This window comes from Paenactinomyces guangxiensis, from assembly GCF_016055185.1.
Lineage (GTDB): Bacteria > Bacillota > Bacilli > Thermoactinomycetales > Thermoactinomycetaceae > Paenactinomyces > Paenactinomyces guangxiensis.
Genome location: NZ_JAECVR010000004.1, coordinates 138,754 through 153,165, shown reverse-complemented (window position 1 = coordinate 153,165; position 14,412 = coordinate 138,754). Strand labels below are relative to the sequence as shown.

At 47.6% G+C, this 14,412-nt stretch carries 13 protein-coding genes; 4 read left to right on the top strand and 9 right to left on the bottom strand.

All coding sequences use genetic code 11. The features are described from left to right. Positions 1 to 13 precede the first annotated feature (13 nt). A complete protein-coding gene (locus I8U27_RS06205) occupies positions 14 to 1,909 on the bottom strand; it encodes an OPT family oligopeptide transporter (protein ID WP_181750960.1) in 1,896 nt (631 codons plus the stop codon). A 219-nt stretch (positions 1,910 to 2,128) separates the two neighbouring features. Here I8U27_RS06205 and I8U27_RS06200 point away from each other — a divergent pair, with 219 nt between their 5' ends. Beyond that, positions 2,129 to 2,446 carry a hypothetical protein gene (locus I8U27_RS06200; RefSeq protein ID WP_181750959.1) on the top strand — a complete coding sequence of 106 codons (318 nt, stop codon included), beginning with the start codon at positions 2,129 to 2,131 and terminating at the stop codon, positions 2,444 to 2,446. Between the two features lie 280 nt (positions 2,447 to 2,726). On the opposite strand, the gene I8U27_RS06195 is transcribed toward I8U27_RS06200, so the two are convergent. Continuing rightward, positions 2,727 to 3,461, bottom strand: a complete 735-nt coding sequence (locus I8U27_RS06195) for a FadR/GntR family transcriptional regulator (protein WP_181750958.1) — start codon at positions 3,459 to 3,461, stop codon at positions 2,727 to 2,729. Positions 3,462 to 3,641: 180 nt separating this feature from the next. Between I8U27_RS06195 and I8U27_RS06190 the strand changes: the two genes are divergently transcribed. Together I8U27_RS06190 and I8U27_RS06185 are read left to right on the top strand one after the other, a co-directional pair. Further along, positions 3,642 to 5,072 (top strand): FAD-binding oxidoreductase, encoded by a 1,431-nt coding sequence (locus I8U27_RS06190; protein WP_181750957.1) that lies wholly within the window; start codon positions 3,642 to 3,644, stop codon positions 5,070 to 5,072. Then, positions 5,048 to 6,433 carry a (Fe-S)-binding protein gene (locus I8U27_RS06185; RefSeq protein ID WP_181750956.1) on the top strand — a complete coding sequence of 462 codons (1,386 nt, stop codon included), beginning with the start codon at positions 5,048 to 5,050 and terminating at the stop codon, positions 6,431 to 6,433. Before I8U27_RS06190 ends, I8U27_RS06185 begins: the two co-directional genes overlap by 25 nt. A gap of 95 nt (positions 6,434 to 6,528) precedes the next feature. Here I8U27_RS06185 and I8U27_RS06180 read toward each other — a convergent pair whose 3' ends face one another. The 4 genes from I8U27_RS06180 to I8U27_RS06165 form a co-directional block, all read right to left on the bottom strand. Then, positions 6,529 to 6,981, bottom strand: coding sequence for a hypothetical protein (locus I8U27_RS06180; protein WP_181750955.1), 453 nt, complete (start codon positions 6,979 to 6,981; stop codon positions 6,529 to 6,531). Between the two features lie 2 nt (positions 6,982 to 6,983). Beyond that, positions 6,984 to 8,612 carry a hypothetical protein gene (locus tag I8U27_RS06175; RefSeq protein ID WP_198065852.1) on the bottom strand — a complete coding sequence of 543 codons (1,629 nt, stop codon included), beginning with the start codon at positions 8,610 to 8,612 and terminating at the stop codon, positions 6,984 to 6,986. Positions 8,613 to 9,286: 674 nt separating this feature from the next. Beyond that, entirely contained in the window at positions 9,287 to 10,369 is a 1,083-nt protein-coding gene (locus I8U27_RS06170; RefSeq protein ID WP_181750954.1) for a phosphotransferase, read from the bottom strand. A 55-nt stretch (positions 10,370 to 10,424) separates the two neighbouring features. Further along, a complete protein-coding gene (locus I8U27_RS06165) occupies positions 10,425 to 11,219 on the bottom strand; it encodes an SDR family oxidoreductase (protein ID WP_181750953.1) in 795 nt (264 codons plus the stop codon). A 138-nt stretch (positions 11,220 to 11,357) separates the two neighbouring features. On the opposite strand from I8U27_RS06165, the gene I8U27_RS06160 reads away from it, so the two are divergent. After that, on the top strand, positions 11,358 to 11,879 hold the full coding sequence (locus tag I8U27_RS06160; RefSeq protein WP_181750952.1) for a phosphatidylglycerophosphatase A family protein: 522 nt from the start codon (positions 11,358 to 11,360) through the stop codon (positions 11,877 to 11,879). 47 nt (positions 11,880 to 11,926) lie between these two features. Here I8U27_RS06160 and I8U27_RS06155 read toward each other — a convergent pair whose 3' ends face one another. Genes I8U27_RS06155 through I8U27_RS06145 form a run of 3 tightly spaced genes read right to left on the bottom strand, consistent with a single transcriptional unit; the run spans position 11,927 to position 14,399 of the window. Next, positions 11,927 to 12,892: an MBL fold metallo-hydrolase gene (locus tag I8U27_RS06155; protein WP_181750951.1), complete on the bottom strand. Its 966-nt coding sequence runs from the start codon at positions 12,890 to 12,892 to the stop codon at positions 11,927 to 11,929. A gap of 14 nt (positions 12,893 to 12,906) precedes the next feature. Further along, positions 12,907 to 13,671, bottom strand: a complete 765-nt coding sequence (locus I8U27_RS06150) for a TIGR01457 family HAD-type hydrolase (protein ID WP_181750950.1) — start codon at positions 13,669 to 13,671, stop codon at positions 12,907 to 12,909. Next, positions 13,668 to 14,399, bottom strand: coding sequence for a class I SAM-dependent methyltransferase (locus tag I8U27_RS06145; protein ID WP_181750949.1), 732 nt, complete (start codon positions 14,397 to 14,399; stop codon positions 13,668 to 13,670). The genes I8U27_RS06150 and I8U27_RS06145 overlap by 4 nt, the downstream gene beginning before the upstream one ends. Between the last annotated feature and the right edge of the window lie 13 nt (positions 14,400 to 14,412).

The window sequence follows — 14,412 nt, the reverse complement described above, 5'->3', positions numbered from 1 at the left end:
TTCTTCCCTTTCGTTATTTCCCCTTTGTTACAGTTTTCCCTGTAAATTTAGTGGTTACAAACCAGAGGAGAACTGCCAGTGCGAGGAAGAGAGAGAATGGCAGCCAACCGTTGTCCACTTTTACCGGCGCTTCCGGGTTGAGAATACCAGGTACGATTAAGAGAGCAATGACCACACTGACCAGCGCTTCCCCGGCAATTAAACCGGACGCAAACAAGGTGCCTGTCTCTTCACGCATTTGTTTTTGTTTATCATTTTTGATAAAGGCTTCTGTTGCCCAGCGGACCAGTCCGCCGATCATAATGGGGGTACTGATCGATACAGGCAGATAGAAACCAACGGCTACTGTTAAGGAATTCAGCCCCAGGAATTCAATGGCTACAGCCAGGCCCATGCCGATGAGGATTAGTTCCCACGGTAAGTTACCGGCCATCAGGCCTTCCACGATAATTTTCATCAAAACCGCTTTGGGGGCAGGAAGTTCGTTCCCGCCGATTCCATAGGCTTGATCAAAGAGAACCAGGAAAAATCCGATGAGCAGAGCGCTCGCCAGAACACCGATCATCATAGCGATTTGTTGTTTCCAGGGGGTTCCCCCCACCAGGTAACCCGTTTTCAGATCCTGGGAAATATCCCCGGCAACAGCCAGAGCCACACAAACAATGGCCGCAACCATCAGCGAGGCAATCATTCCCGTTTGTCCACCCATCCCTGCGACTTTAAAGATCATAGTGACAATTAGCAAAGTGGCAATGGTCATCCCGGAAACAGGCATAGAGGAGCTTCCGACAATTCCCACGATCCGGGAAGCGACAGCCACAAACAGAAAACCGAAAACGGCAATCGCAACTGCACCGATGATTCCGACATGCGTGACGGGGGCAAAGGCAATCACCAGAATAAGGGCAAGGGTTCCAATCACCAGGTAGGGAGTGGGGATATCCCGGTCGGTACGTGATTGGATTTCCCTGCCTTTTGTTCTCAAACCGGCAAGCGTATCGCGGATTGATCTGAATAACATCGGCAAGGTTCGTACAAGAGTGATCAAACCTCCTGTGGCAACAGCGCCGGCGCCGATGTAGCGAATATAGTTGTCATAAATTCCGCTGATATCCAGCCGGCTGATCGGCTGATCGGCCGGAAAGAAAGTGGTGGGACTTCCTGTTCCAAAAAAGGCAATCATCGGGATAAACACAAGGCTGGCCAGCAATCCGCCGGCAACCATTTGCCCGGCAATACGCGGCCCGATGATATAGCCCACCCCAAGCAGAGCCGGCATGGTATCCAACCCGATAGCAGCGCCTTTAAACCCGGCAATTTTCGTTTCTACGGAAGTTTTAAACCATTTTAATCCATCTCCGAGAGTTTTAAACAACCCTCCTACCAGAAATCCGAAAAAGATCAGGCGGGCATTGCTTCCCCCTGTTTCCCCGGATTTTAAAACCTCCGCACATGCAGTCCCTTCCGGATAAGGTAAAGTTTCATGTTCATTCACAATCAGCAGGCGGCGCAGGGGAACCATCATCATCACACCTAAAAAACCGCCTGTTAACGTGATAAAAGCAATAACTCCCTGGCTTGGAGTCAACTTCCACAGATAAAGAGCCGGAAGAGTAAAAATCGCACCGGCTGCTACTGCTTCCCCTGCAGTGGTCATCGTTTGTACAATATTATTTTCCAAAATCGATTTTCGCCGGAACAACCCGCGCAAAATAGCCAATGAAATCACCGCAGCAGGAATGGAAGCACTAACGGTGAGACCGATTTTTAAGCCCAGATATGCGTTAGCGGCTCCAAACACGATGGCTAACACAATCCCTAACAAAACCGCCACAACTGTCAATTCAGGTAATGAACGCGAGGCAGGTATATAAGGGACAAATGGAGTCTTTGAGGTATCTCGTTTCACATTGAAAACCGCCTTTTGTACTAAAAATTTTACAAAATAAAGATGTTAAAAGAATACTTTTCCATAATATCACAAATAATAGTTTTATTAAATGTAAATAATTTCATTTACACATCCCTCTGTGCCTGGAGTTCAAACATCAAAACAAACAAGTCCCGCTATTCAACCATATGAACAAGTTGAATAGCAGGACTTTTGCTATCGTACGAGGATCCGCTTATGGCTTTTAAGGTGAATAGGCTTGTCTGGATTAACAACCAAATAGACAGCCTTGATCCGATCTTTGCAAACATGAAATTATGGTTGGGATTGGGCAGCCGCCGCAGGCCCGGATCAAGGCATGCAGACACGACAGGGCCGGGCTTGCTCCCTCTACTTACGGAGCGAAGTTTGGTTCGCATTTTTCATCATCCGGCAGGCCTTAAATATCCCCCCGTGGTCACTTTTACTAATCTGATGATTAGAGGGGTGCTTTGTGACAGGACAGCGGATTTAATCCTTTATTCCTTCTCTAACCGGACAAATGTTGCATCATAGCAGGCGAATCCGACTGGTTTTCCTCTCCCGACAGCCAGGAAGCACGAGACAGGATGATTGAAGAAGGCAACCTCACATTCACTGGCCCAATGGGCGCTAAAATGTTTCTTTACCCAGTTAGATACAATATGTTTATCTGGGGCAAGGGAACTAATTTCGATCCCTTTCCCGTTGATCCCGGGTTATGATCAGATGGATCTCCGGTAAGTCATGCCGTTTTACCAGTATATCCGGCACGGAATGTCCCCTCTCCTTTCAAATCTCCTACTTTTTCACACGATTAAGGGAATGCCGGCGGGTCTTTTTTCATCATCTGCCGCAATACTTGCTCTACCTTGGCTATATGTTGAAACATGCGCTCCTGGGCCAGATGTTGTTCATGTTCACGAATCGCCAGGAAAATCCCCTCATGTTCCTGGTATAAACGTTCCAGAGTTGCTTTTTCGCCATAGAGCCAGATCCGCCGGCTTTCTCTCATCGTTCCTTGCATCGCTTTGGATAGTGTTTGCATAAAATGCATAAGCATTTTATTTTTCGTCGCTTCGGCAATCGACTGATGGAATGCGAGATCCGCCTGTTCTCCCTTTTCTTCAGACTCGTGGATACTTTCCTTCATCTGAACCAGGGCTTCACCCATCGCTTCCAAATCTTGCTCTGTTCTGCGCAGGGCGGCCATTCCGGCACATCCAACTTCCATGATTTTTCTCACTTCCAATAGCTCGAGGATTTGATCGCTTTTCATAAGCACTGCCGGACTGATCGGCCGGGACAGGGTACCCGGGTCAAATTCACGCACAAAAGTCCCCTCTCCCTGCCTCATTTCCAAATACCCCATGGCTCTTAGTGCAGAGAGTGCTTCCCGAATTGCCGACCTTCCCACGCCAAACTGTTCTGCCAGCTCCGGGACAGAAGCTAATTTATCTCCCGGCTTCAGCTCTTTGCCCGTAATCATTTCCTGGATTTGCTCAGCTACTTGTTCATACAGCTTTTTTCTGTGGACTTGTTTGAACTTCAATCTTTTTCACCTCAAGCTTTGGTTCCTGTCGCCTTATTTTAACATGTTAGAACTCATTCGGTTGTGTTAACATTAGAACAGATCATCTGATCACCTGTTTATATTCATGCTAAAAGAATAAGAGCCATTAAAATATTTTTAACTTATTGATTTCCATTCCACCGAAGGAGATGAGGGGTCATGTTAGCTCCCGAGGCAGTGCAAGAGTTGAAAGCCATTGTTGGCGAAGAGCGTTTTCGAACAGATATGGAAACGCTTGTCACTCATTCGTATGATGCCACCCCGATGTTTCAAGCTTTGCCGGACGGCGTGATCTTTCCTTGCCGGACGGAAGAGGTACAGGCAATCATGCAGGTGGCGGCTAATTATCGCATTCCCGTGATCAGCCGGGGCTCCGGCAGTAATTTAAGCGCTTCCACTGTTCCGGCCGAAGGCGGGATTGTGATGGTGATGACCCGGATGAACCGCATCCTGGAGATTGATCAGGAAAACTTGACCGCCACTGTACAACCGGGCGTGATTACAAAAGAACTCCATCAGGCAGTAGAAGAACTGGGCCTCTTTTATCCGCCGGACCCCGGCAGTATGGCTGTTTCCACGATCGGCGGCAACATCGCGCAGTGTGCCGGCGGACTGAGAGGGCTCAAATACGGGACAACGAAAGATTATGTATTGGGTTTGGAAGCGGTACTTGCCTCAGGCGAAGTGATTCGGACGGGAGGAAAGCTGGCCAAGGACGTAGCTGGCTATGATTTGACCAAACTGCTGGTCGGTTCGGAAGGAACACTGGCAATTGTGACAGAGGCAACGCTGAAATTGCTTCCTAAACCCGAGTACCGCCGTGTCATGGTTGCTCATTTTACCGATCTGGAAGCGGCGGCGCAAACAGTTTCAGAAATTATTGCCAACCGGATTATTCCTTGTACGCTGGAGTTTCTGGACCAGGGAACCATACAAGTGGTTGAAGAATTTGCCAACATTGGCCTCCCAACAGACATGGCTGCGATTTTGCTGATGGAACAAGACGGCCCTCAAGCGGTAGTTGACCGGGATATCCTGCGGATGGAAGAAATCTGCCGCAAAGGAAATGCAGCCCATGTCCAGGTGGCCCGGACACCGGAGGAGGGAAATCAATTACTCGCTGCCCGCCGCAGTGCCCTTTCCGCGCTGGCACGTTCAAAACCTACCACCATCTTAGAGGATGCCACTGTACCCCGGGCTGCTATCGCAACAATGGTGCGGACAATCAATGAAATCGCCCGCAAAAACCGTGTTCGTATCTGTACCTTTGGTCATGCCGGGGATGGAAACCTGCATCCGACTTGTATGACAGATGCCCGCAATCAAGAAGAAATTGAACGTGTAGAAGAGGCATTTGCCGAGATTTTTGCCGCCGCCCTTGAGCTGGGCGGAACCATCACCGGAGAACACGGAGTCGGCCTCGCCAAGGCTCCCTATCTGGAATGGAAAGCCGGAAAGGCCGGGATTGAAGTATTAAAAGGAATTAAACGGGCATTTGACCCTCTTAATCTATTAAACCCCGGCAAGATATTTGCTAAAGAAACACGCCCCCGGGTGGTGATTACATGTCCGGAAACACGCGAAAAGTAGCCGCTGATCCTTCCGCTTCCCGCTGGGATCAAGTAGCAGATCAGATCCAACTGACGCTTGACCAGGATCAACTCACCAATTGTATGCGCTGCGGCTTTTGTTTGCCCGCCTGTCCCACTTACCGGGAAACAGGACTGGAAGCCGCGTCACCCCGTGGCCGGATTGCCTTGATGAAAGCAGTACATGACGGGCTGATAAAACCGGACCAGTCCTTTGCTGCTCAAATGGATCTATGCCTTGGCTGCCGTGCTTGTGAACCTGCTTGTCCCGCCGGAGTGACTTACGGCCGGTTACTGGAACAAACCCGTGCTTCCATTCAAACACACCACCCCCGGTCAAAATTGGAAAAAGCAATAAGGGATTTCTTTTTCCGTTATCTGTTCCCTCACCCTGAACGACTCCGTTTAAGCAGCTATTTGCTCGCCTTCTACCAGCGGACAGGTCTGCGGGCTTTGGTTCATCATACAGGACTCTCACGCGTATTACCTGCTCATCTGAGACAGATGGACTGCATTCTCCCCACGGCAGACCCGCGCGGTTCACGGAGCCGGACGGGAGAAATCGTAAAGCCTGAAGGGAAACCGATTGGAAGAGTTGGAATGTTTCGTGGCTGTATCATGGATATCATATTTACGGAGACCAATCAAAATACAGTGAAACTGTTGACTGCACTTGGATATGAGGTTGTGTTTCCCGATACGCAAACCTGTTGCGGCGCGTTGCATGCCCATGCCGGGGAAAAGGAACTGGCCATTGAATTGGCCAAACAAAACATTGCCGCTTTTAAAGAGTGGGAAGTGGATTGGATCGCCTCCAACGCGGGCGGGTGCGGGGCCATGCTGATTGAATATCCCCATCTGCTGGAAGGAAAACCGGATTGGGAAAAAGAGGCTGACTGGTTTGCCGGACGCATCAAAGATGTCAGCCAGTTGATTGTGGAAGCCGGTGATTCCCTGCCATTTCGGGCAAAGGTTCCGCAACGTGTCACCTACCAGGACTCCTGCCATCTTCGCAACGGCATGAAGATAACTGTCGAACCCCGCCGTCTGATTCGCTCCATCCCGGGCGTCACATTTGTCGAATTGTTTGAAGCAGACCGTTGTTGCGGTTCGGCAGGAATCTACAATTTAACCCAGCCAGAGATGTCGATGAATATTCTTGACGAAAAAATGGAGCATGTCAAAACAACCGGTGCCGACATCCTTATCACCAGCAATCCCGGTTGTTTGTTACAGATGAAACTCGGGATTGAAAGAGCGGGCCTGCAAAAACAGATGCGTGCGGTCCATTTGATCGACTTTTTAGCCGAGTGTTTGGATCAATCTGAGAATAAACAAGAAAAAGCCGGGCAAGAGATTTAATTCTCTTCCTGGCTTTTTCTTGTGTGAAGGTGTACATCAGATCTCGCAACCACTGGTGAAGTGTCAAAAAGAATAAAAGGGTGTTTTTACCTTTACTATTCTTTACTGTAGACAGAAAGTAATTCCCGTTTGAAATCCTCATACATCAAAAACGCCTCTTTTAATATTTCTTTCAAATCATTGTAGTTACGGAATCCGGGTAGCCTTACACTTTCGTCTGATCCGTCCAATAATTTCTTTAATATTCCCCACGGATCACCTATTTGTAACTCCCCGTACTTCCATACCGTCCATATAAACTCTAAGAGACTGTATTTGAGAGATATGTTAAATTCAAATTTACACGGAGGTAATTCCTCCACAATGTTAAAGAAATTTTCCCTCTTGTCAAAACGAGCATGATAACCTAATTCATTCAACATATCCAATACTTCATGGTTGTCATATTCAAACTCATCATCAAAATCATACTTCGCAGACATGCTCTTGTACCTGTTAATAAAATCAATATTCTCTAAAGCCATTCTGATTTCTGGCGGTAACTGCATGGTTATTCCTCCCTGAACCGTATTTCAATCCCATATTTATTTTTAGCCAAATCAATATAATCTTGTATTTCACTAAAATGTCGATTCGATGCAGGGATTTCGAGTATTTGCTTTCCTTTAAGTTCTTGTCCATCAATTCTTTTGTATTTATTTGATCGTATTTTTATACCGGGCCTGTATTTATTTTTCAACTCCCCTAGATATTGTTCAAATGTAGCTATGTCAATCACATCTAAGTCTGTCGCTTTCCGTGATACAATTTCTCCTTTGATTGGATCATACGAATCTAAACGTTTACCATTACTTAAATGAACTTCATGATATGGATACCATTGTTCTTTAACAGCTTTTTTGTTAAATGTATTCCCTCTCGCCATTGGGGAATCTTTCAACCAATAATCCCTTGCTTGTTTCCAATCTAACCGGTTTCTCGGAGTTTTTCCTTCCCTCGCTTTACGTTGAAGATACTTCTCATAATCGGACTCTAATTTTGGGTCTATAAATTTTCCATTGGAAGAAAGTAAACCATTTCCCGATCCCGTACCCCTGCCTGTGTCCGGTGAACGAAAACAATTTCCAATCGATGGTAAATCAATAAAAGCTGAATATCTTGGTTGCTTTTGATAGCTAAAACATTTTGTTATATCAAAGTCGTCCAACTTCTCAACAGCAGGACTTACTTTCGCGACAATAGGTCTGGTGTACTCTTTGAACGCCGTTGTCACCTTGTCTACAATCGGGTCGATTTTGGGAGCCACAAACGCTCCCACACCAACAAAAAGAGCCCCGCCAAATCCGGCGATCAATGCATTTTTCCAGTTGATCTCCCTTCCGCGCAAGAGATCATCAACGATGCTGGTTCCCGCACCTTCTACCGAACCGATAAAACCGGCTTTGGAGAAGATCTTTTGGATCGGCGCTGGCAGTTTGCTGATCAGCTTGCCGCCGCCTTTTAAGATGGGCCCCAGTATTTTGGCATTAGCCAGCCCTGTAATCATTTTTCGGCCTAGTCCGGTTGCCAGTCCTCTGGCTATCCCGCCGGCGAAGCCCATTCCTACCAGGCCAAGCAATCCGCCGATGCCTGCATCCAGCCAGGTGGTTTCATCTATTTTCCAGCCATTCATCGCGAAACTGATGCCAAACGATACCGCCCAGCCGATCAGGATCGATGCTCCCAGGGGCGGGGCAAAAAAACATAACACAATCCCGACAACCAGGACGATTCCACTTACGATATATTCATAATTGTCAACGATCCAGTCCCAGGCGGCAGAGAGGGCATCAATCACGACTTCGGTAATCTTCGATAAGACCTCAACAAACCAATCCCAAAAGTCGGACGCTGTTTCTTTTGTCCACTCCCAGGCATCGGAGACGGTTTCCTTCGTCCATTCCCAAGCACCGGAGGCTTTTTCCGTAATCCAATCCCAGGCTCCGCCCTCTTCCGGTGCATTCTGATTCACCGGCTCCGTTTTCTGTGGTGCCGGGCCTTTTTCGACCTTGTCAAAATGGTCATCGACACGGGGAATCTCAAAGCTGGGATCAGCGTATCCCTCTCCGATCCCCAAGATCCCGATGCCCACAAAAGTAAAAAGGATGAGGACAACAAATCGCGGAAAATATTTACCCATATTACCCGTTACAGAAAACTTAAGAAGCTCTATGAAATGGCTTCCTTTTCTGTGCCTGTTTATCCAGGACACACAATATTCACATCTGATATAGAGTATACGTTCTCCGTAACGGATTCCCCTCCTTTCATCAAAAAAAGACAGACTCGACCTGAAGTCAACTCTGTCCAATCAAAAGTAATGTGCCATGGAGACCCGGCTTTCTTAACAAATGAACCCTATCAAGCCTGGTCCGATTGACCGAATGTTGTTTTCAGAAGTACATAATGACGGTTTAAAGGATTGTCCGTATTTTTCCCTTTTTGTCTGAAAATGCTGGATGAATTAAACTATATAACATCTGAAACCCATTTTAAATTCACAAGATGATGTATTTAAATTATATATGAATATTCATTTATTTCGCAATATCAAATCTTTCAAAAAAGAAAATATTTAAATCCCCAAGATATATCAGCTGGTTTCGAATTCTAACAACTTATATCAATAGGAACCGGCTATGTGGTTTCCATCTTTCTGGATCTAAAAAGTATAGGGGGAGAGCAAATTTCTGTCTCACCCCTTACAGCCCAGCGCGGAAGTCGAAATGGCCGCCAAATAAGCTTTTCCCGGAATTTTGCCACCCGGCATACTCCATACTTTCATCCCAGAGTTGTGTCGGATCAGCGGCACCATCAACGCAACCAGTCCAACTGTGGAATAGAGACGTTAAACTCCTCTTTCACTATGATCGGAAATAGTCTCAGCAAGTCTGTTTTCTTCTCTTCCATATAGGCAGCCCTTCTTACATCGGGTGCGGCTGATTCGATGGAGATGGATTGCTGATCGTAAATCCCCTGAAGGAGCCTTAATAATTTCTCGGGAAATAATAAGCGTGCATAAAGAAGGGGGTATTCTGCCTCATCTAATGGGGCAATCTCCTGATACCCTTGTAAAATAGATGTTAATACAGCCCGGCTGCCTGTGCGTCCATACCCGTATAAAAGCCACTTAGCCAAATCACGGGTGCGGACGTCTAAAACAGTTTCATTCCAATCGACCAAATGTGTCCGTCCCCTGGCATCTGTCAGCAGATTATGGCGGTGCAGATTATAATGGCAAGCTTTGCCGTATTGAACGGTATTTTTACATAATTTGTCGCCGCCGATTTTTTGATAATATCCGATTAAATTTTCCAAAATGGCCTTGGTGTACGCAGATGTTTCCAACCAGTACTGATCAGTTTCAGTAGGGGTGTCCGTCCATTTGGCTGCCATTTGAAAAATTTCCAGTTGTCCAAGCGAACGCTCCCACTCAGGCATCCACTTTCCGGTATGCTGATACTTGCGGTAAGGAACAGTTGGAACAAATCCCCGTGTAGACTGGTGAAAATGTGCCAAATCCCGGCTGGTTCTTTTCCAGTCCTCTATTTGGCTCAATGAAACCAAATTGGCATCAATCCACGGAAGCAGCACATATGAAAAACGATAACCATTAAAAAGCGGCTGTTCAGAGGTGGTGGGAACCGGAGTGGGGATTCCGGTCCGGTCCGGTTTGCTTTTTGCCACATGTTTGGCCAGTTCACTCACCATTCGCCAGCGGTCTTTTTCCCCGTGCCGTACCCGTTTTAACACGAACAGCCCTTGGTCCGTCTCCAGTTTGAGCACACCGCCCATCGGCTTTGCGCCCAGTACTTGAATTTGATAGTGGTTCTTTAACAAATCCGGCAGCCGCTTTTCTCCTGTCAATTGAGTTACTTCTTCGATTGCGTTTGACATCGCCCTCACCTCTCTGGTTCATGACCAGCTTATGTCAGAGAGGAGGGATATGTGCCTACACAGAAGAGAATGGGGGATGCTTTTTGGAGACAGGATGAATCACATCGAGTCCACCTGTCACGTTGATAATATTTCCAGTCACAAAATCGGAGGCATCAGCCGTGAGAAAACGGATCACCCGCGCCACGTCTTCGCCTGATCCCGGGCGTCCTCTCGGAGTTTCTTCATCTCGCAGCCGGGATACTTCCCGGATGCGCATCTCTTTCTTTTCTCCCACAATATCTCCGGGGCAAACCATATTGACAGAAATCCCGTTAGGGGCTTCTTCCACCGCTAATGTCTTGGTAAGTGATACTAAACCGGTCTTTGCGGCAGCGTAAACAGAGCGATCCGGCCATGCAGGAGCCTCTCCCGCCCGCCCGAATCCGAAAAAGATCACACGTCCCCACTTTTGCTTCCGCATCACCGGAAGTGCGGCATGTGCCATCCAGATCGCACTGAGCAAATTTCCGTGGATCATCTGTTCAACTTCTTCTCCGGAATGTTCCACAAACAATTTTCGTTCACGGATAAAGGGGCCGACGGCATGTACCAGTACATCAATACGCCCAAAACGCTCCAGTGTTTCCGCAACCACACGGGATGCCTCGTCACGCCGGGTTACATCCCCGGGGAAAGATTGTGCTTCTGCCCCCAGTTCCCGCAAATCCTTCAACAGACGACTTGCTTTTTCATCAGAGCGGCGGCTGTTTACGGCGATGGTCCACTTTTGTTCAGCGAACAGAAGCGCCGTCATCTTCCCAAGCCCTTCCGTGCTTCCCGTGAGCAGGGCCACCCTTGTTTCGGCCATATTCATCCTCCTTTTGATCGGAAAACGCATTCGCAGAGTTTTACTTGTACCCTTTCCATATATATCTCAGCCTTCGCTTCATAATCTGCCCTTCCGAGGAAAAAATAAGAAGAAATATAATCAAAAGGGGAAGAGAGCATGAAGGTACAAATGAAGGAAGTTCCCGCAACAGAAAGAGAGGTTCACCAGATTTGCCTCGACTGGCTGAAAAGAAGAGGTGTCAGCCTGAATGAGATTGCTGAGCTCACTTTTTATCTGCAAAAAGATTTGGTCCCTGATATAACCCCGGAGGAATGTTTGCACCATGTAAAACAGGTGATTGAAAAAAGGGAGGTTCAAAATGCCCTTCTTACCGGTATTCAGATGGATGTACTGGCAGAGAGAGAACAGTTGCTGGAGCCCCTTCAGGATATGGTTGTCCGCGATGAATGTCTGTATGGAATTGACGAAGTTTTATCTCTGGCTATTTTAAATGTTTACGGAAGTATCGGATTGACCAATTATGGTTTTATCGACCGTGTCAAGCCGGGGGTTCTGGCCAGACTGAACAATAAAAATGACGGAGAAATCCATACTTTTTTGGATGATCTCGTCGGTGCAATTGCCGCTTCAGCTGCAGCCCGTCTCGCTCATAACCGCAAAAAACAACAAGAAGAATAAAAACCTGGCTACAGGTCTTTCCGGCGATTTTACCGGACGGCAGCTGATCAGCTGAGATGGTACACAAATTTCTCCTTTTCCTCCATCCGGTTCAATTCCCCCGACAAACGCAGATATTCCAGATGAGCCAGCGTTTCCGCCAGGGCAAAGCGCAAATTATGGATGGACAGACTGGTGCCGAACAGATAAGTACATACCTCAAATGCTGTTGCTCCATCCGCTTGTGCAATCCATTCTTTCATTTTTTGCAAACGCTCCTCATGATGTCGCTTTAACTCGTCAATACGTTCGCGATAATGTTCAAATACGCGGCCGTGGGAGGGAAATACCTTTTTCACCGGCAAGTCTTTCATCTTTTCCAACGTGTCCAGATAAGTTTTAAGCGGATTGGGATTGCACCTGGGCCATAAACTGATATTCGGCGTAATTTTAGGCAAGAGAAAATCTCCCCCGATCAGCCAGCCCCGCTCCGGATCAAAAAAACTGAGATGGCCGTCCGCATGCCCCGGGGTATGGTACACTGTATATTCACGATCCCCCAGTTGGATTGTATCCCCCGCTCCGATTAAAGACGGGCGGGGATGAGGTTCCACCCACCTGTAAAAGCTTCGCAGATGCCCGGAAATCTTGGCCGTCCATTCCTTGTCTAATCCATGCTTGCTATAAAAATCAGCCATTATTTCGGGCATGTCACTCTCCCTGTCCAGAAAAATCCTTGCCTGGATCTTATCTGTTTCCGAGATATAAACCGGAGCGCCGGTCAACTCTTGCAGCGTTCCGGCCAATCCATAATGGTCAGGGTGGTAATGGGTTAAAACAATTTTTTCGACATCTTTCCAATTCCATCCATATTCAGTTTGGGCCTGTTTCCACATCTCCAGGTCTTCTTCGGTATGAAGGCCGGTATCAATAATCGTGCAGCCCCGGCTTCCCTTAATGATGTAAGCATTGATCATCTTCAGAGCAAAGGGCAACGGTAAAGGAACTTGAATGATTTCTCCCCATTGTTTCATCTCCGTGTCTCCTCTCAGATGTTCCATTCGCTTAACCGGTTTACCTCGTAAGTAGCCCGAATAGAGGACTGTTCTGCCATTTCAGGAGTGGTGATTCCTGTAAAAACAAGCAGAGTATCAATTCCGCCATTTACCCCGGCACGGATATCCGTTTCCAGATTATCTCCCACTATCAGTGTCTCTTCAGGGGTGGTCCTCAATTTTTGCAGAGCATAGCGCAGGATAATCGGTTGCGGTTTCCCGATAAATAGCGGCTCAATACCTGTCGCTGCAGCAATCCCCGCAGACAGTGAACCGCTGCCGGGCAGCAATCCTTCTTCGGTCGGCAAGGCTCTGTCTGCGTTGGTTCCGATAAAGGCTGCTCCCGCGCGAATCGCCAGGCTGGCTTTTTTCATTTTTTCATAGGTGAACTGGCGATCAATCCCGACCACAACTGCCTGCGGCCGGTCTTCCGTTATTTCGCAGCCCGCTCCGGCGACAGCCCGGACCAATCCTTCTTCACCAATGACAAAAACGGAAGGAGAGTTCATTTCATCTTGCAGATACTGCGCTGTTGCCTGAGCGGAAGTATAAACCTGATCCGGTGCGGCAGGAAAACCAAAATCGCGTAATTTTTCAGCTACCTTCTCCGGCGGGCGGGAGGAGTTATTGGTCAGATAAAGGTATGGAATATTGGCCTTGCTTAATTGATCCATAAAGGAAAGAGCCTCCGGAATCACCTCTGTCCCGCGAAACAGCGTTCCATCCAGATCAATCAAGTAACCGCGATATGACTTCATTTGTACACACGCCCCAAAAAGATCATACGATCACTCATGGTTTGATAAGGTTCCCCGCGAAAGTTCCCATAGACCTGCTCAATCGTAAGACCCGCTTGCTCCATCATTGCTTCCATCCGGTCCATTGAATACATCTTCACCCGCTCTTGATAGTGACGCTCCCCCTTGTCATCCCGCACCCAAATCTCTTTAAGCACAAAATCTCCTGCAATTTTTCTTTCTTCACGAATATGTATCCCTTGTTCTTCCCTCTCACTCACGGGTACCAGCTTTCTCTTTACCGATTCCGGGTTCATAAAGTCGATCAAAAACCGTCCTTCCGGTTTCAGCACACGGTTGATCTCCGCCAGTACCTGCTGATTATCCCTGTCCTGGGTAAAATAACCAAAAGAAGTAAATAAATTTAACACCACTTCAAAAGAATGATCCATAAAAGGCAAAGTCCGCATATCTCCATGAACAAATGGAATAGGCAAACCTGCCGATTCACTGACAGCATGTGACAATAGCGTTTTGGACAAGTCCAGGCCCACGACTCGGAAATCATTGCGGCCAAGGGCAATCGTATGCCGGCCAGTCCCGCAGCACAGGTCTAAAATAAGATCCTGTTTGCTCAATTGCAGCCAACGGGTGATCTGCTCCGCCTCAAACGATGCGTTTTGCCTGTTCCGATGCTTATAAACGAGTAAATAGTCTTCTCCAAAGCTTTCTTCATACCATTGCGGCATCTATGTCCCTCCT

Excerpts from the sequence above, each read along its gene's own strand:
- I8U27_RS06200 (WP_181750959.1), top strand. The coding sequence starts at position 2,129 with ATGGCTTTTAAGGTGAATAGGCTTGTCTGGATTAACAACCAAATAGAC.
- I8U27_RS06190 (WP_181750957.1), top strand. The coding sequence starts at position 3,642 with ATGTTAGCTCCCGAGGCAGTGCAAGAGTTGAAAGCCATTGTTGGCGAA.
- I8U27_RS06185 (WP_181750956.1), top strand. The coding sequence starts at position 5,048 with ATGTCCGGAAACACGCGAAAAGTAGCCGCTGATCCTTCCGCTTCCCGC.
- I8U27_RS06180 (WP_181750955.1), bottom strand. The coding sequence starts at position 6,981 with ATGCAGTTACCGCCAGAAATCAGAATGGCTTTAGAGAATATTGATTTT.
- I8U27_RS06175 (WP_198065852.1), bottom strand. The coding sequence starts at position 8,612 with ATGGGTAAATATTTTCCGCGATTTGTTGTCCTCATCCTTTTTACTTTT.
- I8U27_RS06170 (WP_181750954.1), bottom strand. The coding sequence starts at position 10,369 with ATGTCAAACGCAATCGAAGAAGTAACTCAATTGACAGGAGAAAAGCGG.
- I8U27_RS06165 (WP_181750953.1), bottom strand. The coding sequence starts at position 11,219 with ATGGCCGAAACAAGGGTGGCCCTGCTCACGGGAAGCACGGAAGGGCTT.
- I8U27_RS06160 (WP_181750952.1), top strand. The coding sequence starts at position 11,358 with ATGAAGGTACAAATGAAGGAAGTTCCCGCAACAGAAAGAGAGGTTCAC.
- I8U27_RS06155 (WP_181750951.1), bottom strand. The coding sequence starts at position 12,892 with ATGAAACAATGGGGAGAAATCATTCAAGTTCCTTTACCGTTGCCCTTT.
- I8U27_RS06150 (WP_181750950.1), bottom strand. The coding sequence starts at position 13,671 with ATGAAGTCATATCGCGGTTACTTGATTGATCTGGATGGAACGCTGTTT.
- I8U27_RS06145 (WP_181750949.1), bottom strand. The coding sequence starts at position 14,399 with ATGCCGCAATGGTATGAAGAAAGCTTTGGAGAAGACTATTTACTCGTT.